19 protein-coding genes are annotated in these 23,200 nt (G+C 62.9%); 12 read left to right on the top strand and 7 right to left on the bottom strand.

Annotated features, from left to right (window positions below; all coding sequences use genetic code 11):
* Positions 1 to 17 precede the first annotated feature (17 nt).
* Complete coding sequence (locus HNR05_RS03575) at positions 18 to 671, bottom strand: phosphoribosyltransferase family protein (protein ID WP_179577776.1); 654 nt, start codon at positions 669 to 671, stop codon at positions 18 to 20.
* A 300-nt stretch (positions 672 to 971) separates the two neighbouring features.
* On the opposite strand from HNR05_RS03575, the gene kdpF reads away from it, so the two are divergent.
* The 10 genes from kdpF to HNR05_RS17350 all read left to right on the top strand — a co-directional run bounded on the left by kdpF (position 972) and on the right by HNR05_RS17350 (position 13,583).
* Positions 972 to 1,079 (top strand): K(+)-transporting ATPase subunit F, encoded by a 108-nt coding sequence (gene kdpF, locus HNR05_RS17880; protein ID WP_218868802.1) that lies wholly within the window; start codon positions 972 to 974, stop codon positions 1,077 to 1,079.
* Complete coding sequence (gene kdpA, locus HNR05_RS03565) at positions 1,079 to 2,752, top strand: potassium-transporting ATPase subunit KdpA (protein ID WP_179577775.1); 1,674 nt, start codon at positions 1,079 to 1,081, stop codon at positions 2,750 to 2,752. The genes kdpF and kdpA overlap by 1 nt, the downstream gene beginning before the upstream one ends.
* 4 nt (positions 2,753 to 2,756) lie before the next feature.
* Positions 2,757 to 4,919: a potassium-transporting ATPase subunit KdpB gene (gene kdpB, locus HNR05_RS03560; RefSeq protein WP_179577774.1), complete on the top strand. Its 2,163-nt coding sequence runs from the start codon at positions 2,757 to 2,759 to the stop codon at positions 4,917 to 4,919.
* A 23-nt stretch (positions 4,920 to 4,942) separates the two neighbouring features.
* Positions 4,943 to 5,581 carry a potassium-transporting ATPase subunit KdpC gene (gene kdpC / locus HNR05_RS03555; protein ID WP_179577773.1) on the top strand — a complete coding sequence of 213 codons (639 nt, stop codon included), beginning with the start codon at positions 4,943 to 4,945 and terminating at the stop codon, positions 5,579 to 5,581.
* Between the two features lie 3 nt (positions 5,582 to 5,584).
* A complete protein-coding gene (locus HNR05_RS03550) occupies positions 5,585 to 8,098 on the top strand; it encodes a DUF4118 domain-containing protein (protein ID WP_179577772.1) in 2,514 nt (837 codons plus the stop codon).
* A complete protein-coding gene (locus HNR05_RS03545) occupies positions 8,095 to 8,820 on the top strand; it encodes a response regulator (RefSeq protein WP_179577771.1) in 726 nt (241 codons plus the stop codon). Before HNR05_RS03550 ends, HNR05_RS03545 begins: the two co-directional genes overlap by 4 nt.
* A 161-nt stretch (positions 8,821 to 8,981) precedes the next feature.
* Entirely contained in the window at positions 8,982 to 9,755 is a 774-nt protein-coding gene (locus HNR05_RS03540) for a metal-dependent hydrolase (RefSeq protein ID WP_179577770.1), read from the top strand.
* A 66-nt stretch (positions 9,756 to 9,821) separates the two neighbouring features.
* Positions 9,822 to 10,208, top strand: coding sequence for an META domain-containing protein (locus HNR05_RS03535; RefSeq protein WP_179577769.1), 387 nt, complete (start codon positions 9,822 to 9,824; stop codon positions 10,206 to 10,208).
* Positions 10,209 to 10,447: 239 nt separating this feature from the next.
* Positions 10,448 to 12,526, top strand: a complete 2,079-nt coding sequence (locus tag HNR05_RS03530; RefSeq protein WP_218868801.1) for an MMPL family transporter — start codon at positions 10,448 to 10,450, stop codon at positions 12,524 to 12,526.
* 553 nt (positions 12,527 to 13,079) lie between these two features.
* The gene (locus HNR05_RS17350; protein WP_218868800.1) at positions 13,080 to 13,583 is read left to right on the top strand and encodes a type II toxin-antitoxin system Phd/YefM family antitoxin; all 504 of its coding nucleotides are present in this window, start codon (positions 13,080 to 13,082) and stop codon (positions 13,581 to 13,583) included.
* Between the two features lie 1,252 nt (positions 13,584 to 14,835).
* On the opposite strand, the gene HNR05_RS03520 is transcribed toward HNR05_RS17350, so the two are convergent.
* Both HNR05_RS03520 and HNR05_RS03515 read right to left on the bottom strand, forming a co-directional pair.
* The gene (locus HNR05_RS03520; RefSeq protein ID WP_246318344.1) at positions 14,836 to 15,423 is read right to left on the bottom strand and encodes a DUF305 domain-containing protein; all 588 of its coding nucleotides are present in this window, start codon (positions 15,421 to 15,423) and stop codon (positions 14,836 to 14,838) included.
* 83 nt (positions 15,424 to 15,506) lie between these two features.
* Positions 15,507 to 15,998, bottom strand: a complete 492-nt coding sequence (locus tag HNR05_RS03515) for a hypothetical protein (protein ID WP_218868799.1) — start codon at positions 15,996 to 15,998, stop codon at positions 15,507 to 15,509.
* A 235-nt stretch (positions 15,999 to 16,233) separates the two neighbouring features.
* Between HNR05_RS03515 and HNR05_RS03510 the strand changes: the two genes are divergently transcribed.
* Together HNR05_RS03510 and HNR05_RS03505 are read left to right on the top strand one after the other, a co-directional pair.
* Positions 16,234 to 16,500: an SHOCT domain-containing protein gene (locus HNR05_RS03510; protein WP_179577766.1), complete on the top strand. Its 267-nt coding sequence runs from the start codon at positions 16,234 to 16,236 to the stop codon at positions 16,498 to 16,500.
* The gene (locus HNR05_RS03505; RefSeq protein ID WP_179577765.1) at positions 16,500 to 17,963 is read left to right on the top strand and encodes a multicopper oxidase family protein; all 1,464 of its coding nucleotides are present in this window, start codon (positions 16,500 to 16,502) and stop codon (positions 17,961 to 17,963) included. Before HNR05_RS03510 ends, HNR05_RS03505 begins: the two co-directional genes overlap by 1 nt.
* Positions 17,964 to 17,993: 30 nt before the next feature.
* On the opposite strand, the gene HNR05_RS03500 is transcribed toward HNR05_RS03505, so the two are convergent.
* The 4 genes from HNR05_RS03500 to HNR05_RS03485 all read right to left on the bottom strand — a co-directional run bounded on the left by HNR05_RS03500 (position 17,994) and on the right by HNR05_RS03485 (position 23,135).
* Positions 17,994 to 19,292, bottom strand: a complete 1,299-nt coding sequence (locus HNR05_RS03500) for an APC family permease (protein ID WP_179577764.1) — start codon at positions 19,290 to 19,292, stop codon at positions 17,994 to 17,996.
* Between the two features lie 48 nt (positions 19,293 to 19,340).
* Positions 19,341 to 20,219, bottom strand: a complete 879-nt coding sequence (locus tag HNR05_RS03495) for a WD40/YVTN/BNR-like repeat-containing protein (RefSeq protein ID WP_179577763.1) — start codon at positions 20,217 to 20,219, stop codon at positions 19,341 to 19,343.
* Positions 20,220 to 20,377: 158 nt separating this feature from the next.
* On the bottom strand, positions 20,378 to 20,920 hold the full coding sequence (locus tag HNR05_RS03490) for a DUF6153 family protein (RefSeq protein WP_179577762.1): 543 nt from the start codon (positions 20,918 to 20,920) through the stop codon (positions 20,378 to 20,380).
* A 73-nt stretch (positions 20,921 to 20,993) separates the two neighbouring features.
* Complete coding sequence (locus HNR05_RS03485) at positions 20,994 to 23,135, bottom strand: heavy metal translocating P-type ATPase (RefSeq protein ID WP_179577761.1); 2,142 nt, start codon at positions 23,133 to 23,135, stop codon at positions 20,994 to 20,996.
* Between the last annotated feature and the right edge of the window lie 65 nt (positions 23,136 to 23,200).

Genomic DNA, 23,200 nt, shown 5'->3' with positions numbered 1-23,200 from the left:
GGTCCCGAATACGTCACCTAACCCCAGATCTCCGACAGCGCTGCGACTGTCTCGTCGTCACTGAGCTGATGGAAGTCCCCGTAGAACGCTCCGATTGCCCAGAATGCCCGCGGTGCATGCAGGAAAACGACGACATCCGCCGCCTGCCCCATCTCGGCGAGCGTGTCCGCCGGGCCTACTGGCACCGCCAAGACGGTGGATGCGGCGCCCTGCGCGCGCAGGGTGGACAGCGCCGCACGGGCGGTTGCGCCGGTTGCCACACCGTCGTCAACGACGAGCGCACAGCGACCGCGCACGTCGAGCGGTGCACGCGAACCCCGATAGCGGGCACGGCGCCGGTCGATCTCCCGCAGCTGCTCGGCTCGAGCTTGGTCGAGTCCGGCGCTGTCGCGACCAGTCGCCTGATAGACATCGTCGTTGATCACGGTGAGCGCGTCGGCGCCGGTTTCAGTAGGGTCTGCCACCGCGGCGAGCGCCACTTCGGGGTAGCCCGGTGCGCCGATCTTCCGCACGATGAGCACATCGAGTGGCGCTCCGAGCGCGCGCGCTACCTCGACCCCGATCGGTACTCCGCCGCGCGGCAGCGCGAACACGATCGGGTCGTCAAGATGCAGGGTCAGCAGGTGTTCGGCGAGCCGACGGCCGGCATCCGTGCGGTCAACGAATATCACGCGAGGCTCCTCCTGCCACAGGTTAGACCGTTCCCGGTGCCACGACGAGGACGCGGTTCTTATGCCGCTATCGCTGTCGTGCAACCGGCAGTGGGAACCGTGAGGATTACGGTCCCAGCCGTGAGGATTTCGTGAGGATCCATTTCCGCACCGAGCCCGGGGTATCTAATCGTTCACTGCGCCTCGCGGCGTCCCCGCTCCGACTGGGAGCGGGGTCCTCTCTACAGCAGGAGTATTCGTGCTCGACCTTGTTTACGTGCTCGGCATTATTGCCGTGTTCGCACTCGTCGGCCTCATCGCGTGGGGGGTTGGGAAGCTGTGATCTTCTTCAATATCCTCGCCATTGTGCTCGCCGTCGCTTCGATCGCCTACCTCGTGTACGCCCTCGTGAAACCGGAGCGCTTCTGATGGCGGCCTGGTTCGCAATTCTGCAGGCCGCCACACTCGTGGTCGTGCTCGCCGTGTTGTATCGCCCGCTTGGCGACTACATGGCCCGCATCTACACGTCGACGAAAGACCTGAGGGTCGAACGCGGCTTCTACCGTCTGATCGGCGTCGACCCACGCTCCGAGCAAACCTGGCCGTCCTATCTGCGGGGAGTGCTGCTCTTCTCCCTCGTTGGTGTGTTGCTCGTCTACCTGCTGCAGCGCGCTCAGACGATCCTCCCCTACTCGCTCGGCTTCCCCGCCGTCCCGGAGGGGCTGTCGTTCAACACTGCGGCATCGTTTGTCTCGAACACCAACTGGCAGTCCTATTCCCCGGACGTCACGCTGGGCTATGCCGTGCAGATGGCCGGCCTCGCGGTGCAGAACTTCGTCTCAGCCGCCGTCGGTATCGCCATCGCCCTGACCCTGATTCGTGCATTCGCCAGCCGCAACAGTGGAACCATTGGCAACTTCTGGGTCGATCTGACTCGGGGCACGCTGCGACTACTCCTGCCCCTCTCGGCGGTCGGTGCCGTCATCCTCATCACGGGTGGTGTGATCCAGAACTTCAACGGCTTCACCGAGATCACCACACTCACCGGAGGCACACAGTCGATTCCGGGCGGGCCAACGGCCTCGCAAGAGGTGATCAAGCTGCTCGGCACCAACGGCGGCGGATTCTTCAACGCGAACTCCTCGCATCCGTTTGAGAACCCGACGGCCTGGACCAACCTGTTCCAGACCGTGCTCATGCTTGCGATTCCATTCAGCTTGCCGCGCACCTTCGGACAGATCGTCGGAAACCGCAAACAGGGTTACGCGATCCTGGCGGCCATGGCCTCGATCTTCGTGATCTCCCTCACCGCGCTGACGCTGCTCGAATCGGCAGGCGCCGGCACGGCTCCGCTTGCAGCCGGCGGCGCAATGGAAGGCAAAGAGGCGCGATTCGGTATCGCCGGTTCGACGCTTTTCGGCACCACGTCAACACTCACTTCCACGGGCGCTGTCAACTCGATGCACGACTCGTACACGTCACTCGGCGGCATGATGCCGATGCTGAACATGATGCTCGGTGAAGTTGCACCGGGCGGCGTGGGCTCGGGTATCTACGGCATGCTCATTCTCGCCGTGATCACGGTGTTTCTTGCCGGCCTACTCGTCGGCCGCACGCCCGAATACCTGGGCAAAAGGATCGGCACCCGAGAAATCACACTCGCGAGCCTCTACATTCTGGTCGTACCGACCATCGTGCTCGCCGGCACCGCACTGAGTTTCGCGATTCCGGCGATTCGAGCGGATGTTCTGGGCACGTCGATCTGGAACCCCGGCCTCCACGGTGTGTCGGAAGTGCTCTACGCGTTCACCTCGGCCGCGAACAACAACGGTTCGGCCTTTGCCGGTCTGACAGCGAATACTCCGTGGTTCAACACCGCTCTGGGTGTCGCGATGCTGCTCGGCCGGTTCATTCCGATCGTCTTCGTGCTGGCACTGGCCGGCGCCCTTGCGAAACAGGATTCGATTCCGGCTACCGCAGGAACCCTGCCGACCCACCGGCCGCAATTCGTCGGCCTGCTCGTCGGTGTCACGATCGTGATCACCGCACTCACCTACTTTCCCGTTCTCGCGCTGGGTCCCCTGGCTGAAGGGTTGCAGTAACTCCATGTCCACTCTCACCCGTACCACCGACAGTGCCGAGGCGCCCTCCGGCGTTCCGGCAGCCCACCCGCAGACCCGGGCGGTCACCACCGCCCAGCTGCTGGCCGCCGTACCCGGCGCCATCCGCAAACTCGACCCGCGTCTGATGTGGCGAAACCCCGTCATGCTCATCGTCGAGGTCGGCGCTGCACTCACGACGGTGTTAGCCCTCGCCGAACCGTTTCTCGGTGGAGCCGCCGAATCCGGCGGATCGGCTGTTCCGCAGTCATTCACCTGGGGTATCACGATCTGGCTCTGGCTGACGGTTCTCTTCGCGAACCTGGCCGAATCGGTGGCCGAAGGCCGCGGTAAGGCGCAGGCCGAGAGTCTGCGCCAGACTCGCACCGACACCAACGCCAACCGGGTGACCGGCTACGACCCGAGCGGCAACCCGTCGGCGGAGCGCATCGCGCTCACGGCAGTCTCTTCGGCCGACCTGACCCTCGGCGACATCGTCGTGGTCACCGCCGGGGAACTCATTCCCGGTGACGGTGACATCGTCTGGGGAATCGCCTCGGTCGACGAGTCGGCCATCACCGGCGAATCGGCTCCGGTGGTGCGGGAGTCCGGCGGTGACCGCAGCGCGGTCACCGGCGGCACCCGGGTGCTCTCCGACCGCATCGTGGTGCAGATCACCAGCAAGCCCGGTGAGACCTTCATCGATCGCATGATCGCCCTGGTCGAAGGTGCCTCGCGTCAGAAGACGCCCAATGAGATGGCGCTGAACATCCTGCTCGCCAGCCTGTCGATCATTTTCGTTGTCGTGACACTCACGATCAACCCGATCGCCGAGTATGCCGGCGCAGCCGTGAGCGTTCCCGTCTTGGTGGCACTGCTGGTCTGCTTGATCCCCACCACGATCGGTGCTCTGCTCTCGGCCATCGGCATCGCCGGCATGGACCGGCTGGTCCAGCGCAACGTTCTTGCCATGTCCGGCCGCGCGGTTGAAGCCGCCGGCGACGTAACGACGCTGCTGCTGGACAAGACCGGAACGATCACCTACGGCAACCGCCGTGCGGCTGAGTTCGCCCCGCTGGTGGGCGTCAGCCAGGACGACCTGATCGACGCCGCGGCGCTCTCCTCCCTCAGCGACCCCACGCCCGAAGGCACGTCGATCGTCGATCTGGCTGTGCTCAACGGCTTCATCGTGCCGACGAAACGCATCGGCGAGATTGTGCCGTTCACCGCACAGACCCGAATGAGCGGACTCAATTTCGCTGACGGCTCGCAGATTCGCAAGGGTGCCGGCTCGGCCGTGCTCGAGTGGGTCGCGGAGTCAAACCGTGTTCCTGCCTCGGTCGAGGCCGAGCTGCAGACCACGGTCGAGCGCATTTCGACGGCCGGTGGCACACCGCTCGTCGTCGCCACTCGATCGGCAACCGGGGAAACCCAGATCCTCGGCGTCGTCTACCTCAAGGACATCGTCAAGGAGGGAATCGCGGAACGCTTCGCCGAACTGCGAGCCATGGGCATCCGCACGATCATGGTCACCGGTGACAATCCCCTCACGGCGAAGACCATCGCCGCGGAGGCCGGAGTCGACGACTACCTGGCCGAGGCCACACCCGAAGAGAAGCTCGCGCTGATCAAGCGGGAGCAGGCCGGCGGCAATCTGGTCGCCATGACCGGTGACGGCACGAACGATGCTCCGGCGCTAGCGCAGGCGGATGTCGGCGTGGCCATGAACACCGGAACCTCGGCAGCCAAAGAGGCCGGGAACATGGTCGACCTCGACTCCGACCCGACGAAGCTCATCGACATTGTGCGCATTGGCAAGCAGCTGCTGATCACCCGTGGGGCGCTCACCACGTTCTCGATCGCGAACGACGTGGCGAAGTACTTCGCCATCATCCCGGCGATGTTCGCCGGGGCGTTCCCCGGGCTGGCACTGCTGAACATCATGCAGCTGCACTCCCCCGCATCGGCCATTCTGTCGGCGGTGATTTTCAATGCGATCATCATCATCGTGCTGATTCCGCTGGCACTGCGGGGTGTGAAATATCGGCCGCTGAATGCGTCGAAAGTGCTCAGCCGCAACCTGTTGGTCTACGGCCTGGGTGGAGTGATCGCGCCGTTCATCGGCATCAAGATCATTGACCTGTTCATCACGCTGATCCCCGGCTTCTAGCTCGAGAAACGGAAAATACGATAATGAGTTCAACTCGCACCACGGCCCGGAACTTCTGGGTCGCCCTCCGCGCGATGGTGGTTCTCACCGTCGCTCTCGGAGTGATCTACCCGCTGGCGATCACCGTCATCGGCCAGACGGCACTGCCCTGGCAAGCCAACGGCTCCCGGCTCGGCGCCACCGGGACGACTGCCAACAGCACGGATGCCACCGGCACGACAGTCGGCTCGGCCCTGATTGGGCAATCCTTCTCCGACGCCGCGGGTGTTCCTCTGCCCGAGTGGTTTCAACCGCGGCCGTCCGCCGCCGGCGATGGCTACGACGCGTCCGCATCCAGCGGCAGCAACTGGGGTCCGGAGAACCCCGACCTGATCGCCGCGATCGCGCAGCGGAAGTCGCAGATCACCGCGGCCGACGGTGTCACCGAGCGCAGCATCCCCGCGGATGCCCTGACGGCCTCATCGTCGGGCCTGGACCCGCACATCAGTCCGGAAAACGCACGGATGCAGGTCGATCGGGTCGCCGCGGCGCGCGGGCTGTCACCGCGCCGTGTCGAGGCCCTCGTCGAGTCTAAGATTCAGGGACGGGACTTTGGTGTGCTGGGCGATCCCATCGTGAACGTTCTGCAGCTGAATATTGCGCTTCAAGAGATGGATCAGTAGCCGATGAAACACGGCCGACTTCGAGTACTCCTCGGCGCCGCACCGGGCGTCGGGAAGACCTACAGCATGCTCGAAGAAGGCAGACGCTTGCTCGATGACGGCAAAGACGTGGTCGTCGCGATCGTGGAAACCCACGGTCGCGCGGCCACGTCCGGCATGCTCGCCGGGCTTCCGGTCATTCCCCGTGTGACGGTCTCGCACCGCGACATCCAGCTGACTGAGATGGATCTGACCGCCGTGCTCGCCCGGCATCCGCAGATCGCCCTCGTCGACGAGCTGGCGCACACGAACGCGCCCGGCTCGGTGAACGAGAAACGCTGGCACGATGTGCAGGCTCTGCTGGATGCCGGTATCGACGTGATCTCGACCGTCAATATTCAGCACGTCGAGTCGTTGAACGACGTGGTGCAACAAATCACGGGTGTGGTGCAGCGTGAGACGTTGCCCGACAGCGTGTTGCGCGGCGCCGACCAGATTGAGGTCGTCGACGTGGCCCCGCAGGCGCTGCGCGATCGTTTGGCCGAGGGCAACGTCTATCCGGCCGAGCGCATCGACGCCGCCCTGTCGAACTACTTTCGTCTCGGCAACTTGATCGCCCTGCGCGAACTCACCCTACTGTGGCTCGCGGACGAGGTGGACAGTGCGCTGCAGGCCTACCGATCCGAACACGGAATCAGCACAAAATGGGAGGCCAGAGAGCGCGTTGTCGTCGCCCTGACCGGGGGTCCGGAGGGCGAAACCCTCATTCGACGCGGCGCCCGCATCGCCGCTCGATCCTCGGGTGGCGAACTGCTCGCTGTGCATGTGATCAGCCAGGACGGCTTGCGCACACCGCACCCTCAGGCCCTCGCCGAACAGCGCGCCCTGGTTGAAGAGATGGGCGGCAGCTTCCACCAAGTGGTCGGCGACGATGTCCCCCGCGCGCTCGTCGAGTTCGCCCGTGCTGCCAACGCCACGCAGCTGGTTGTCGGCGTCAGCCGGCGCCCCCGGCTGATGGCCGCCGTCACGGGCCCCGGAATCGGGGCCACGGTCATCCGTGAGTCCGGCGACATCGACGTGCACATTGTCAACCACTCGGCGGCCGGCGGCAGATTCACGTTGCCCCGGCTCGGCGGGGCGCTCTCGCTGCGTCGGCGCAGTGCCGGTTTCGCTCTCGCCCTGGCCGGCGGTCCGCTTCTGACCTGGCTGCTTGTCTCGATGCGCTCAATCGACTCGATTACCAGCGATGTACTCAGCTACCAGTTTTTGGTGGTGCTCGTCGCGCTGTTGGGCGGACTCTGGCCGGCGCTGTTCGCCGCAGTGCTATCGGGGTTCACGCTCGACTACTACTTCGTTCAACCTCTGTACACGATCACGGTGTCTGAGCCGCTGCACCTGCTGGCACTCGGGCTCTATATCGTCAATGCCGTCTTGGTCAGCTATGTCGTCGACCGCGGCGCCCGGTTGGCCCGGCGGGCCCAACGTGCCGCCGCCGAATCCGAGCTGCTCGCCACCGTCTCGGGCAGTGTGCTCCGGGGTGAGGACGCCCTACAGGCTCTCGTCACGCGCACCCGGGAGGCGTTCTCCCTCACCGGGGTTCGGCTGCGCGCCGGCGACACCGTGCTCTGCTCCGACGGCGACCCCGGTTCGAACTCCGGCGAGCACGGCAGCCCCACATCCATGCCTGTCGGCACGCGAGCGGTATTGGAGCTCTACGGCCCCGACCTGGCTTCCTCGGAACGTCGGCTGCTCACGGTAATCGCCACCCAGATCGATGCGGCGCTTGAGCACAACGACTTGGCTCGCACCGCCAGCGAGATCGGCCCGCTGACCGAGGTCGATCGCCTCCGCAGTGCTTTGCTCGCCGCCGTCGGCCATGACCTGCGGCGGCCACTTACGGCTGCGACGGCCGCCGTCAGCGGGCTGCGTGCGACGGATGTGCCGCTGAAGCCCGAAGACCGCGCCGAGCTTTTGGCGACGGCCGGGGAGAGCCTCGCCTCGTTGTCGGGCCTGATCACGAATCTCTTAGACGTCAGCCGGCTCCAGGCCGGCGCCTTGGCCGTGATCGCCGAGCCGATGGATGTCTCCGAGGCTGTAGTGCCGGCCCTCGACGAGCTCGGGCTCGGACCGGAGTCGGTCGAGCTCGACCTGCCCAGCGATCTCGGCCTCGTGGTGGCCGACGCGGGCCTGCTCGAACGTGTGATGGTGAATTTGCTGGCCAATGCCATCCGGTTCTCGCCGATCGATCGGCGGGTGCGCATCTCGGCGAGTGAGTTTGCGGGCACCGTGCAGATTCGCGTGATCGATCATGGGCCGGGGATTCCGGTGGACCGTCGAGACGAGGTCTTCATTCCCTTTCAGCGGCTCGGCGACACCGACAATCTGACCGGCCTCGGCCTCGGCCTGGCTCTGTCCCAGGGGTTTGTTGCCGGCATGGGCGGTTCGTTGGAGGCCGACGACACCCCCGGCGGCGGACTCACCATGGTCATCACGCTTTCCGCATCGACCCCCCTGACCCCAACCGAGGCTGCACTATGAAGATCTTGATCGCCGACGACGACCCCCAGATTCTGCGGGCACTACGCATCACACTGGGTGCGCGTGGCTATGAAATTGTGACGGCCAACGATGGTGTGGCGGCACTCAACGCCGCGATCAGCCATCATCCGGACCTGGTGATGCTTGATCTCGGCATGCCGAACCTCGACGGCATTGGCGTGATCGAGGGCCTGCGCGGCTGGAGCCAGGTTCCCATCCTTGTGGTCTCGGGGCGCAGCGGCGCGGCCGACAAGGTGGATGCCCTCGATGCCGGCGCGGACGACTACGTCACCAAGCCGTTCTCGATCGACGAACTGTTGGCGCGCATTCGGGCGTTGACGCGTCGGGTCACGACGAGCGACGAGAACCCGGTTCTGACACTCGGCGATGTGCAGGTAGACCTGGCGGCCAAGCAGGTGGCGCGGATCGTTGCGGGCCGCACCGAGGGCATCCGCTTGACCCCGACCGAATGGTTGATTCTCGAAGAGCTGCTCCGCAACCCGGGCAAGCTGGTCACCCGAGAAGCACTGCTCACGCGGGTATGGGGGCCGAATCACACGGGTGACAGCGGCTACCTTCGCCTGTATCTGGCCCAGCTGCGCAAGAAGCTCGAAGCCAGTCCGTCACATCCGCGCTATCTGCTCACGGAGGCAGGAATGGGGTACCGGTTCAGCCCCGACGCGCCCGGCGTAGCGGAGCAGTCCGCACTTCCTCGCGGGTAAATTTTCACACCGTGGCCAGGGCCGCGGCATTGACGGCCGGGCGAACCTCAGCGCCGCGGCAGCCCAGCCCAGCCGGCGGATGCGAGGGTTGAGCCGGACCGCACCTCGATGCGGCCGCGGTTGACGTGCAGTCTGACCGTCGACCCGAAAGCGGCACCGCCATGATGGGATCACATCACGCCCTCAGTGGTGCCGCAGTCTGGGTTGCCATCACGTCGACCACCCCGGAGCTCCCTACTCTCGGCTGGGTTCCGCTCGGCCCGACCAGTATCGTTCTCGGCGCCATCGTCTGCGCCGGAGCTGCGCTTCTTCCCGATGCCGACCATCACAACGCCACCATCGCGCATTCCCTGCCCGGTATCGGCACATTGGCGACAGGCTCGATTCGGGCGGCATCCGGTGGGCACCGCCACGGCACTCACTCCCCGCTCATGGCCGCATTGGTTCTTATCACAGCGTTTGGGCTCACGCAGGCCGGTTGGCCCGCCAACGCGGGCGTCGGCCTCGGACTCGTGCTGCCGGCCGTCATCGCGGCGGCATTGCTCGCCTTCGCGGTCAAGGTGCTGCGGATCGTGCGGCAGTGGCGGGCGGCCTGGGTCGTTGGAGTGATCATCTCCGGTGCGATCAGTTGGTACCAACCGGCTCACTGGGCCTGGCTGCCGCTGTGCATAGCCGTCGGCTGGATCACTCATCTGATCGGCGACCTCCTGACCACGGGTGGATTGCCGCTCTTGTGGCCGCTCGTGCTCACGGCGCCACGCGCTGTCGCACGGACGCCGGTCCTTCGCCATCTCTGGTCGACCGGCGGCTTCATCTCTCTTCCGCTGCTCGGCAATGCGGGCTCGTGGCGCGAGTGGTGTCTGATGGTTCCCACCGCGCTCTACGCGGCCTTCGGCATCCTGCGCGCGTTGGGGCGGATGCTGCCCGTGGCCTAACCGGTGCCCCCAGAATCGTCGGCCCGAGGCATGGCGACTTCTCAGGCAACGCGCTACGCTCCGAAAATGGCTAGATCGTTCCAGAAAGGCGCGACGCTGATCGTCGCTACGGCTGTTCTCCTTCTCACGGCGTGCGTTCCGATCAATCCCGCGGTTGTCGATCCGGCCGGCGTCTGGGGAAACGCAGATCCGGTCACTCAGCAGCCGTATCTCGCCATCTCCGCCGATGGCAGCGCCAGCGGCAGCGACGGCTGCAATATGCTGCAAACGGAGTGGACCGGCAGCGGACAGACGATGACGTTCAGTTCGATCATCGCCACGACGGCCAAAGAGTGTACCGGCGTTGACACGTGGCTCGTCCGTGCTGCAGCGGCCGAAATCGACGGCAGCACGCTCATCGTGCGCGATGCGGCCGGCGAGCGAATCGGAATCTTGCCACGGGCCGCAGAGTAGTCAGGCCTGTCATCGAGGCCAGTCGAATTTGACGTCAATCCGTCGCGCGAATGGCTGCGTGAAAAACCTCAATCACCTCGGCGAGGAATGCGGATACCACGGCACGGTCATCCTCCGAGAGCTGCGCGGCCACCCGCATCTACCGAATTCACATTTCCCTAGCCTGGCATGATTCACCATATCAAACACTGCTAGTTTATCTGATAGCTAAATAAGTTAGCGACTTATGATGTGGAGAAATGGTGACAGCGATCTGGCGTTTTATTAGTGGTCGGCGGACCGCGTGGGCTGTACTCATCGGCACAATAGTGGCGGTCGGACTGCTGTTCTCCCTTCTCCCCAAGAATACCGGCGACGATTTTCCCAGCACGGGGCTTCCCTCAAGCAGCCAAGCGGCGCAGGTAGACGAAGCGTTAGCGAAGTTCCCCTCGGCGGAGCAAACCGCGGCCATCATGGTGTGGAGCCGAGACGGCTCGGAACTCACCGCGCAGGATCGTAGCGCTATCAGCGCCCAAGCGACCGCCCTGGGTGACCTCTCCACCGCGCCGCGCGCCACCGCTGCGCGGTTCAGCGAAGACGGAACCGCAGCAATTTCAGTGGTGCCGCTGAATGCGATAGCCGTTGACAAGGATGTGAATGGTACCGCCGACGCGCTGCGCACAACGGCCGCAGAGAATCTGCCGGCGGGCCTCAACAGCTACCTCACCGGCGGTGTCGGATTCCAAGCAGACATTTCCAACGCCTTCGCCGGTGCCGACTTCAAGCTCCTCCTCATCACGGTGATCGTGGTTGCGGTCTTGCTGATTATCACCTACCGCAGCCCGGTGCTCTGGATCGTTCCGCTCATCGTGGTTGGTCTCGCCGATGGCCTCGCGGGAGTCGTCGTGTCGGCCCTGGCTGAGCCATTTGGCATCACGCTGGATGCATCGATCAGCGGCATCCTCTCCGTTTTGGTTTTCGGTGCCGGCACAAACTACGCGCTCCTGCTCGTCGCACGCTACCGCGAGGAACTCCTCAAAGTCGAGGACCGCTCGGCCGCGATGCTGATCGCTGTGAAAAGCGCAGGACCGGCAATCGCAGCCAGCGGCGGCACTGTGGCGCTGAGCCTCATCACCTTGCTGTTCGCTGAACTCGCCGGAAACCGGGCGCTGGGCTTCGCCTGCGCCATTGGTGTCGTTATTGCCATTCTTTTCGCCCTCATCACGTTGCCCGCAGCGCTCGTCGTCTGCGGCCGAGGACTCTTCTGGCCGTTCATCCCCCGCGTGGTGGAGACTGCCGCACAGCATAAACCAGGATTCTGGACACGCCTCGGACGCGGAGTATCCCGACGACCCATCGTCATCACTGCAGTATCAGCGGTCGGTATCGGCGTACTCACCCTCGGCCTTTCCGGCTTCTCAGTCGGACTCTCCCAAACCGATCAGCTTCTCGGCAACCCCGATTCGGTGGTTGCCCAGAAGATCGTCGACACCTCATTCTCGGCAGGATTGACCAGCCAGACCACCGTACTCACCCCCGACGATGCTGCAGGAGAAGCCACAACGATCGCCGAGAGCATCTCCGGCGTCGACTCCGTCACCCCGGGCGAGAGTGCCAACGGGCTCACCAAGCTCACCGTATCCCTCAACGATGCCCCCGGCAGTGACGGCGCTTTCGCGACGATCACGATGCTTCGGTCAGCGTATGCCGCTGAGTCCGGCGCTGTTGGTGAGACCATCGTCGGCGGAAGAGACGCCACTGCGCTCGACAACCTCACCTCCGCCGAGCGCGATCAGGATCTGATCATCCCCCTCATCCTGGCAATCGTGTTCGTCATCCTCGCCGTCCTGCTCCGGTCCCTCATCGCACCGGTGCTCCTGCTCGCGAGCGTGCTGGCCACGTTCTTCGCAAGCCTCGGCGCATCCAATTGGATCTTCATCAATCTGCTCGGTTTCCCCGCCTTCAACACCAACGTGGTCCTCTTCGCTTTCCTCTTCCTCGTGGCACTCGGTGTGGATTACAACATCTTCCTGACCACCCGGGCTCGGGAGGAACGCGAGCTCCACGGCACCTCTGAGGGGATGATCCGCGCGCTCTCCTCGACCGGCGCGGTCATCACCAGCGCCGGGATCGTGCTCGCTGCTGTCTTCGCGGTGCTCGGCGTGCTGCCCGTGGTCGCACTCACCCAGATTGGCGTGATCGTCTGCATCGGCGTGCTCCTCGACACTCTCGTCGTTCGAACCGTGCTCGTTCCGGCACTGGTATTCATTACAAAGGACTTCTTCTGGTGGCCGTCACCGATCGTGAGAGAAATGAAAGGAAAAGGTCCAGGCGCCTGAAACATCGACGCGCAAGGCAGAGGAACTCCAGCGGGCACCTCCGGGTGGTGCCATCTGATCTCGGAGCATTTCCCAGCACATCGAGATCGTCCCGGGAAAATTGCCCAAATCCTCGCCGGCGGGCTCGGGCAACACCCGCCTCGTCGTCAGCATGCTGTCGGCGTAAAAGATGAACTTGGACGAAATCCACGAGAAACTACTCAGCGATTCGAATGCTGCGCGCACCACGGCAGTGCGAGCTGCAACAAGGGGATCTGCGTCATCCTCGGCTGCCGGAATGGTGACAATGCCGCCGAAGTAGGCTTCGTAGGCTTGACACGGGATTCCGTAGCGGTAGACGCGAACCCCGACGGATGCTTGAGGGAGATCCGCCGGTGAACCATCGTCGTATGAGCCGACCTGGCCACCCCCCGTCGGAGGTGTGCCGTGCACCTGAACGTGACGACCCGACGCGTCAGTGACACCATCAGCACAGAGCCGACAGAGATAGTTCGGGTATCGCGGGTTCTCCCGTGTCGGGCTGGCACAGAGCGGGCAGGCTTGTTGAACGTCCATGGAAGAAGTATCCACTGTCGTTCGAGCAGATCCCGACAAGGGGCTGTTCGGCATCATCCAGCAGGTGAACGACGACCACACCGCCGTCGAAGTCGTCTCCGAGCGCGGAACCGCGGTCATCAGGTCCAAGGACGACTACGACGCGCTGACAGAGACGGCATACCTGCTGCGCAATCCCGCGAACGCTGACGACCCGTTCGCCGGCATCGGCAAGCCCGAGGCGCTCAAGCAGCAGCCAACGGGTCGTGAACACGAAGACCGTCGACGCCGAGCTCCAGATCAGCGAGGTCGCCGCTCAGAACGCGATCGACAAGATCGCAGAGCCCGGGGTGCTCACGAAGGTCAGCGCCGGCAACAGGAACAGCATCTGGCAGGCGCCCAACATCCTCGCGGCGCTGGACAGCTTCGGAGACATCTGCATTTCTTCCCCGACGACTTCGCAGCCGACATGGACGAGCTCGATGTCTATCTCGGAGGCGCCTCAGAAATTCCAAGCGTATAGTAACTTCCTTCAGCTCCAGAAGATCGTCGCTCTTCAAAACCGATTTTGCATTCGCAGCTCCCGCTTTCGCCGCCTTTCCAGTCCGCGGAAGCAGTTTCCTGACACGATTCATACCGCCCGGAACGGGCTTGATATCGTCTGCGTCCGTGGACTCCAGGAAGCCCCGCGATCCTGCGACGCGCAGGGCATTCCGAGGGTTGCTCGGCACGCTCCATCCAGCGGCCAGATAGCACGAGTACACCGGGCTGCGGGTGGACTTCGGAAGGTTTGGACAGGATCGGCTCCACCCCTGCCCGGAGCGAGACGTCTGCTTCCCAGCGAATCATTTGTAGGGTGGACGGGACTTGAACCCGTGACCGACGGATTGCGTCAGGACAAGTCCAGACTGCCCACTGCCGCTCTGAAACCTAGACAGATCTCGGTTGATCTCGATCTGACCCGGAGTTCCTTGAAGATGGTGTTCTGATCATACTTCAAAGGTTCGACTCATCTCGATTGGTCTCGACTCAAAAAGTGGTGAATAAACGGATACGCCTCAAGTGTCGGAGGGTTCTTTGTTATAACGAAGTCACGGGTGGAATGGCGACGATCCACAGGAAATGCCGGCAGAGTCACCTGTTAGCCAAGGGTGACTCTTCGTGCACTCATGAAGGGTCGGGGATCGATTCGGGCGCCGTCGACGCGGACCTCGAAGGGCGAGTGGCATCCGCTTGAAGCGCCGGTCGAGCCGACCGCGGCCTGAGACGTGTCGACGCCAGAAACCATGTCGAGTGCGGGAAGTGGGACACTCACCATGAAGAGAGCCGCAAAAACCATCGCAGTGGCACTGACTGCTCTTCTTTTGCCAGACATCTTCGTCAGTGCGGGTGCAGCATGTGGCTCACCAGTTGGGCCAGAAGCGACCTTCCAGCTTGCAGCTGTTGTTTCTTGCGAAGAACGAGGCGGTAGCGGGGCTTATTGCTCCATCGAGGAACGGTCTTCTGCTTCTCGCAGCTCGCGTCGGGTTGTGGGCCGTGGCGCGCTGCGACGCGCGGCAGCTTCTGCGTCCCGCAGCGCGCGACGCGTCGTGGGCGGTGGGGTGAGGGCGTGGTCATCCATGTTTTCTCAGCTATCGAATAGTGGAGTGCGGGCACGCAAAAAGGTGCACCAAAAGTCTTCAGTTCGAAGAAGGTGGGTGGGAGCCGCAGATAAGGGGGAACGGGCTCCCACCCTGGGCGCGGCGGCTTCTGCCTCGCACCCGGTTTGAGACGGGCTAGCTGCCCGCGAGAAGGTCCTTCATCACGGTGATCTCGTCCGACTGAGTCGCCACGATGGTCTCCGCCATAGCGATGGCGTCAGCGTTCTTGCCGTCGGAAATCTCGGATTGAGCCATCACAACGGCTCCCTCGTGATGAATGATCATCTGCTCGAGAAAAAGCCGACCGGCTTCTGCATCGGGTGCCTCGGTGAGAGCCGTCATGTCGCTCTCGGACATCATGCCGCCGCCGTGGTCCATTCCAGGCATACTGGTTTCAGCCGCACCCCAGTCACCCAGCCACTGCTTCAGCTGATCAATCTCCGGCTGCTGCGCATCCTTGATCTGAGTGGCAAGCTCCCGGATCGGAGCGTCGATGCCATCCTTCGACAGGAGGGTATCGCTCATCTCAACTGCTTGTTCGTGGTGTGGGATCATCATCTGCGCAAAGGTCACATCAGCGTCGTTGAACGATGCTTCTGCTGCCGAGCTAGAGCCGCTGCTGCTACCGCTATCCGTCGCTGGGGTCGCGGCAGCACAGCCGCTGAGTATGAGTGTGACGGCTACCGCTACACCGATTACTAGTTTCTTTCGTACGTCAAACATCGCTATTTCCTTCGTCATAGAGGTCGTGGAACACTTCGTCCCGAGCGAGGCTTGGCCTTACTCTGCGGACGTGAAATGTCGGCCTAGGTGCGACTGATGGAAAGAGCTGTGAGGTCAGGGTTAACGAAGCGCGAAGAAACGTGCCGGGCTGTCAAGTTCAGGCGCGCACCCGCATCGAGAAGCTGCCTGGATAGGGCCGGCCGCTTGGCAAGAGATGCAGTCAGTGCACGAACCACGAGCATGACGCACGACATGATCACGACCATGCAGCTGAGCGCGCCCTGCACGCAGCTCTCGTCACAGTCGATAACGGAGCTTGCCGCTATCAAGACGACCGCCGCTGTCGATGCCACCAGTGGCCCCGCTATGAGGTCGCTGGCATCAGCGGATGCAGCTCTAGGGGACTCATGGGTACCCGCGACGGCTGCTACGGGTGAGTCGAAATGGTCTGCTCCCGCGGTGTGCATTGCGAGGAGGCCCAGGATGACCGCGGCCATGACGAAGATGCTGACAAGCGACGACTGGAAGGCGCGGGCACCCGGAAGTGAGACGCTGCGAATCGTGGCGAGACGCATTCCACCTCCATAAGACTTACCTGTCGAAGCTGCTGCCAGCTTCATACCCCCCTAGCGTACTAGCGCACCTGGGGCGCGAAGCTGGACAGTTGCCTCGCATCCGGTCCGCATAATACCCAGAGGGGTATATTTGAAGGCGAGGTAATGCGTCATCTGGAGGCGGCAGCGCACCTATTTGGTTCGGGCACCTTGATCGATCTCAGCGGCACAACGCGAACGAGAAGGGAACCATCAAATGATGTACGGAACTGTTTTCGACATGTGGTGGATATGGCTGTTTGGGGCGGTTGCCGTTGCCGGCCTCATTGTTCTGGTAGTCGTGATCGTCCGTGTGGCGGGAGGCGGCATTAAGCAGAACCAGCAGCCCGGATCTACCCCCATTAGTCCCGGCCCACATGGCACGAGCACGCCCCGTCAGATCCTTGACGAGCGTTACGCACGCGGTGAAATGACGACCGAAGAATACCGCGAGCGTCTCACGGCACTCAACGAGGGCCGCTGATGCAACCCATCAGCCGCCGCCACGTTCTTGTTCTGGGAGGAATCGGTGCTGCCGGGGTATTCATCGGTGGAACCGGTCTCTTCGTTGGTTACCAGTCCGGGCCCGTCCCAACCAACGCATTGGCGCCCACCGGATCGACACTTGCTGAACCCAAGATTCTTAGCAGCTCCAATGGCGTCCTGGCCGTGCGATTGAATGCGGCCGAAGGGCCCGCCCGTACCGCCGGCCGAGACGCGAGTGTCCTGTCTTACAACGGAGGCGTTCCAGGCCCCACCCTGTTCGTGCGGCCCGGGGATCTTCTGCAGGTCACGGTGGAGAACAGACTCTCCACTACCACTAACTTGCACGTGCACGGACTCCATGTATCACCGGAGGGTAACAGCGACAACGTGTTCGTGGCCATCGAGCCCGGTGACTCTTTCGACTACGCATACCGGCTTCCTGAGAATCATCCACCCGGCGTGTATTGGTACCACCCGCACCACCACGGCATGGTGGCGGCACAAGTTTTTGGCGGTCTTTACGGAGCCATCGTTGTGGAAGACACGACCCCGATTCCGGTGACTCGAGAGAGGGTTCTCGTCATCTCGGACATCACCCTCGATGCCGAGGGCCACATCCCCGAATCGTCTCCAATGGATCAGATGATGGGCCGCGAGGGCGCAATGGTTCTGATCAACGGTCAAACCTCCCCACAGCTGAGTGCCGCACCCTCGGAGCGGGAGCGGTGGCGCATTGTCAACGCGTGCGCATCCCGATACCTGAAGCTGCGCCTCGACGGCCAGACGTTGCAGCTTCTCGGTATGGACTCCGGCCGCTTTGAAACGCCCCGCGATATCGAAGAGCTATTGCTTCCCCCGGGCAATCGGGCAGACCTGCTCGTTACCATGGCGGCTGGCACGTCAATCCTGCGCACTCTTCCGGTTGATCGAGGTGGCACGGGGATGATGATGGGCGGTGGTGCGGCAAGCTCTGACGGTGCGGACCTCCTCACCCTCACTGTCGCGGGAGAAAGTGCTGACGCTGCTGCATTGGAAGCGGTGCCGAGGCAGCTTGCTCCGCGAGACCTGCGGACCGAGACGGTCACTGGCCGCCGAGAACTGACCTTTGCCATGGGAATGGGGAGGGGCATGGGGGGCGGAATGATGAGTTTCACCATCGACGGCAAACCATTTGATGCCGAAAGGGTGGACACCCTCGTTCGCGCTGGAGCAATCGAGGAATGGACCCTGACTAACACTTCCCCGATGGATCACCCGATCCACCTACACGTGTGGCCCATGCAACTCATGACTCCATCGGCCGACGATGCCCCGCTCTGGCAGGATGTCGTCAACGTGCCCGCCCGAAGCAGCGTGCGGGTGCGTATCGCCTTCGAAGGCTTCACCGGAACGACGGTGTATCACTGCCACATCCTGGACCACGAAGACCTCGGGATGATGGGCATCATCGAGGTAGCGTAGCCCGCGCTTCCAAGATCCGTCAGCACTCCCTTACGTCATCGAGCCGGCAGTTCGGCTCCGGGTTCGGACCACGATGAACTGAGCGGCAAGGATTGCCGCGGCAACGGCCGCTGCGATGACAACGGTGAGCGGATCACTTTCAACTTTGAGAATCGTGAAGGGGACGAGAATCGCTAGGTCGAGAAGAATCGTGAGTATCGGCGCCCATAGTTTCGCGTGGATCTTTGTGCGGAGATGCCGGATCACACCCCACTGCACGGCAATATCCATCGCGAGATACAAGAATGCTCCCATGGATGCGATCTGACTCAGATCCAGGAACGCTGTCGCAAGAATCGCGAGCCCTGCGGTGATGATGAGCGGTTGCTGAGGGACCCGCTTGGGTAGTGACGGCGCCTGGCGCATCTCTTGCAGCATCCCGTAGAGACGCGAGACCGAATACAGGCTGGCCAGCAGCCCCGACAGGGTGGCGACGACCGCAATCGCGACCGTAATCCATATCCCCCACTGGCCAAAGAGCGGTTCGGCAGCGGCAGCTAGGGCATAGTCACGGGCCTTCACCGCACCAGTTGCTCCGATGCTGGAGGCAACAGAAATGGTGATCAGGAGGTAGAGGACCGTGCAGATCGCGAGCGAGATGATGATCGATCGTGCAATGTTCTTCTTGGCATCCCGAATGTCATCGCCCTGATTGGTTATCGTCGTGAAACCTTTGTAGGCCAGCACACAGAGAGTCGCGCCAGCCAGAAGGCCCATAACATTTGGCGAGTCTCCGGAACTGTGAGCGAACAGGCCATCGCCCGCGACACTCGTTCCAACCAGCCCGGCAATGGCAAGCACCGCGATGCCGACAATCTTCAGAATCGCCGTGGTGGTCGCTGACCCTTCCACAAACCTATTCCCGAGCAGATTCACGGTGGCCGCAGCCACGATCGCAAGTACACCAAGGATAGGAACGAGAATCGCCGAGTCTTGCAGGCCAAAGGGACGCAACAAGTAGGTGCCAAATGTGCGAGCGAGGAGGCTCTCAGCGACCACCATGGACACATACATGAACAGGGTAAAAGAGCCAGCGGCCACACCTGATCCGTAGGCGTCCTTCAACAGCATTGCGATCCCGCCCACGGACGGGTTCACGCTGGAGTAGCGGGTGTATGAGTAACTGCTTACGCCGGCTACGACCGCTCCGAGCAGAAACGCGAGCGGGAACCAGTCCCCCGCGAAGCCCGCCACCTGACCGACGAGCGCGAAGATTCCTGCGCCGATCATCACCCCTGTGCCCAGCGAGATGGACCCGGTCAGTGAAATCTTGCCGTCCTTCTCAGACATCTGAGCTCCATTCTTCGCGGGAGTCGCAATCGATCAGGAGGGTGTTCATCAGCTTGCAGGCACCAGGACGGTCCAGGACTTTCCTCCATCGGCGCTGGTGGCGACGCCGCTATCGTCGGCGACGGCAATCACTCCGGTGCTGTTGACGGTGAGCGCTGCAGCAGCGCCAGTGACCGTGCCCGTGGTGGTCCACGACTCGTCGGCTTCGGCCGATCCAGCCCAGAGCGCCCCTTGCTGGTCGATTCCGACGAGGCCGCCTGTGCGGGTGGGGTCGGCGGCGATCAGGACCAATTGCGGTGCACCTGCCAGCAGCTCGAATGTTGTTCCCGCATCGTGGCTGACGAGGACACCCTCTGCGGTGGTCGCGGTGAGCAGAGTGGGGTCTTGGCTGTCGATGCTCAGGTCTCGAGCGTTCAACGGTGACGCTTCGATCCAGGTGCTTCCGGCATCAGTGCTGCGCATCAGTACTGGTTTGTCTGAGGGCACCCCGATCACAAGGTTGGGATCCGCGGAAGAGGTCTGCAGAATATGGAAGTCGGTGGATCCCGCCAGGGACACGGCTTCCCAACCGGTATCGGGCGTGTGGCGGACAAAACCGATGTGCGGGGCCGCGAATGCGTCATTGTTGTCTGCACCAGGGTGGCCGGAGACAAACACCGTCTCGCCTTGGGCGGTCATACCCATCGCGTCAAACGAGACATCTCCGAGAAGGGAGACTGTTCCCGGCTGCATCCCGGTGGCGTAGACGCCATCGTGAGAACCAATCAACAGCTGATCCGGTTCGCTAAAGGACAGCTGGTGAATGTGCTGAAGTACAGGCGGTCCCGCAGCGGAATCCACGCTGGTAGCCGCGCATGCGGTAGCCACGAGTGGGATCGTCAGAGCGAGTGCGAGTGGGAGAAGAAGTCGGCGGGGTCGGATAGTCATGATGGGGTCTCTTTCGTGAAGTTGGGGAGAATCGACGGAGGAGCTCACTCGCCACTAGGCGGTGTGCTCCCTCAGCACTAAAGGCTGATGAAGAAGGTGCGCGGTGCAGCAATTAATCGGCGTTCAACCCGTCAATCAGTTGCGGCGGCGCGACCCCATCACGTTCGACTGATACCCAGAGCATCCAATGAAGGCGGTGGCAACACGACTGCAATGTACCGGGCGGGCCCCGAGAAGAGTCGGAGAAGGAGTGACCACAACTGCCGATGCCAGCGTCCCATCAGGCGAGGGGCAAACAGCATCAGTGCAACGGTGAGAAGTGCCAGGATGCACAACATCGTTGCCATCGACAGATCCCCCGCGCACCCGGCACAGTCCTTTGCGAAGTTGGCAACACCGGATGTCACGACTGCTGAAGCAGCAACGACGTGGTGAAGTGCTGCGCTCACCTCGGGCTGCGCACTGGCCTCGGAGATCGCACCGGCCATCGTTGCGTTCGCCTGCGGGGCTGGCGCGAGAAAAGAGTGCATTGCCAAAATGCCGACAATGATCCCGATCGCAAGGGCAACCCGCACCAACATCGTGCCTGCCCAGTCGGCCCGAGAGGCCCGAGGGGTAGCGTTGCTGACGCCGGGCTGCACAAAGCTCTCTCGTATGCGAGGTGCACCGTGAGATCGACGTGCGACGATGAGCTGTGGCATGGTTCCTTCCGGTGTCATCGTACTTTGTAGCAGCCCTCTACGACTGATAAACGGCTCAGTTCTCGAAAGAGCCTTACTGTTGGGTGTAGCGTTCCGGGTTTAGGTCGAGTCGACGCAGTAGTTGAGCGTTGAGTGCAACTACGATCGTGGACAGCGACATGAGAACAGCACCGATCGACATCGGCAGGATGAATCCGATCGGCGCGAGCACACCTGCGGCGAGGGGCACCGAAATAAGGTTGTAGCCGGCGGCCCACCAGAGGTTCTGCGTCATCTTGCGATAGGAGGCCCGGGAAAGCTCGATGACCGACACCACCGAACGGGGATCGTCGCTGGCCAGAATGACACCGGCAGTCGCGATAGCAACATCCGTGCCCGCACCAATGGCAATGCCCACGTTCGCCTGGGCCAGGGCAGGGGCATCGTTGACACCATCGCCGACCATCGCGACAATACGACCCTCGCTCTGCAACTCCTTCACCTTCGACGCCTTGTCCTCGGGCCGCACGCCCGCAAAATACCTGTCGATGCCAAGTTCGGCAGCCACGGTCGCGGCGATCGCTTCGGCGTCACCGGTAATCATCACCACCTGCACATCACGATCGTGAAGCGCGGCAATCGCTGCATGCGACTCTGTGCGAATCTCATCGGCAAGGGCAAGTGCACCAACCACCTCCCCGTCGATCAGAACGTGCAGGATGATTGAACCCTGGTCGCGCCACTGATGAGCGATCTCTAGCTCAGTGCCGTTCTCTTGCTCGAGCAGGTATGGCCCACCAACCTGCACTTCCCGGTTACCGACGCGCGCCTTCACCCCAACCGCTGGCGAGGACTCGAAATCAGTCGATTTCGGCACATCCAGGTTGCGATCGGCAGCTGCAGCGACTATCGCGCGAGCAAGCGGATGCTCGGAGTCCGACTCGGCGGCCGCGGCCAATGCCAGCAACTCATCGGCATTGAAGCTGCCCGATGGCTCGATCGCGGTAACGGCCGGGTTGCCCTTGGTGAGAGTGCCGGTCTTGTCAAACAAAACGGTGTCGACCTTGCGCATGGTCTCGAGCGCCATCCGGTCCTTGATCAGCACGCCTGCCTTCGCGGCACGTTCTGTAGAAATCGAGACCACCAACGGGATCGCCAGACCGAGAGCGTGAGGGCACGCGATGACGAGCACCGTTACGGTGCGAACTACGGCCGCATCCGGCATCCCGATCAGGGTCCACACGATTGCGGTGATGATCCCGGCTCCGAGGGCAAACCAGAACAGCCACCCGGCGGCCTTGTCGGCGAGCCGCTGCGCGCGCGATGATGACGCCTGCGCCTCGGCGACCATTTTCTGGATGCCCGCCAATGCGGTGTCGTCACCCACGGCGGTGATCTCGACACGGATACCTGAATCGGTTGCAACGGTACCTGCGACAACGTGGTCGCCTTCTCCGCGGCGCACCGAAACGGATTCGCCGGTGATCATGGACTCGTCCATGCTCGCCGCACCCTGCGAGACACGCCCATCAGCGGGCACCCGCCCGCCCGGGCGAACAACAATGATGTCGCCAACCCTCAGCTCGGCCGGTGACACAGTCACGGTCTGGTCACCCTCGACGCGTTCTGCCTCATCCGGTAGCAACGCAGCCAAAGAGTCCAGCGCAGAGGTGGTCTGAGCCAGAGACCGCATCTCGATCCAATGCCCCAGCAGCATGATCACAATTAGGAGCGCGAGCTCCCACCAAAAGTCCAGGCCGTGATCCAACAGCCCGATGCTCGCACCCCATGAGGCAACGAACGCCACCGTAATCGCGAGCCCAATCAGCAGCATCATGCCGGGCTGGCGCGAGCGAATCTCGCTCACCGCCCCGGTCAGGAACGGTGCACCGCCCCAGACATACATGACCGTGCCCAGGACAGGCGAGATCCAGCCGGTCCACGCCGCACCCGGCAACGAGTATCCGACAAGCATGGCAAACATGGTGGAGAACCCGACAACCGGCACGGCCATGACCAGCATGATCCAAAATAGCTTACGGAACCGCGCAACGTGATCCCCGTTACCAGCATGACCGCCGTGGCCCTCGTGTTGGTCCTCCGAACCGTGGTTCATGGTCGCGCCGTCATTCTGCATCGCATGGTGTGCGTGCGCGTCAGGCACCTCAACGCCCTCCGGCGCGGCCTTGTCATGAACTGCGGGAGAAGAAGCGGCGCTGTGATCGTGTTGGCTCATGAGAGCCTCCCTGCTATTTCGATGATTCGAGTTGCACATGGCCGAGGAAACAGCCATGCGACGGC

Source organism: Leifsonia psychrotolerans (genome assembly GCF_013410665.1).
GTDB classification, from domain to species: domain Bacteria; phylum Actinomycetota; class Actinomycetes; order Actinomycetales; family Microbacteriaceae; genus Cryobacterium; species Cryobacterium psychrotolerans_A.
This window is presented reverse-complemented; position numbering and strand designations above follow the sequence as displayed.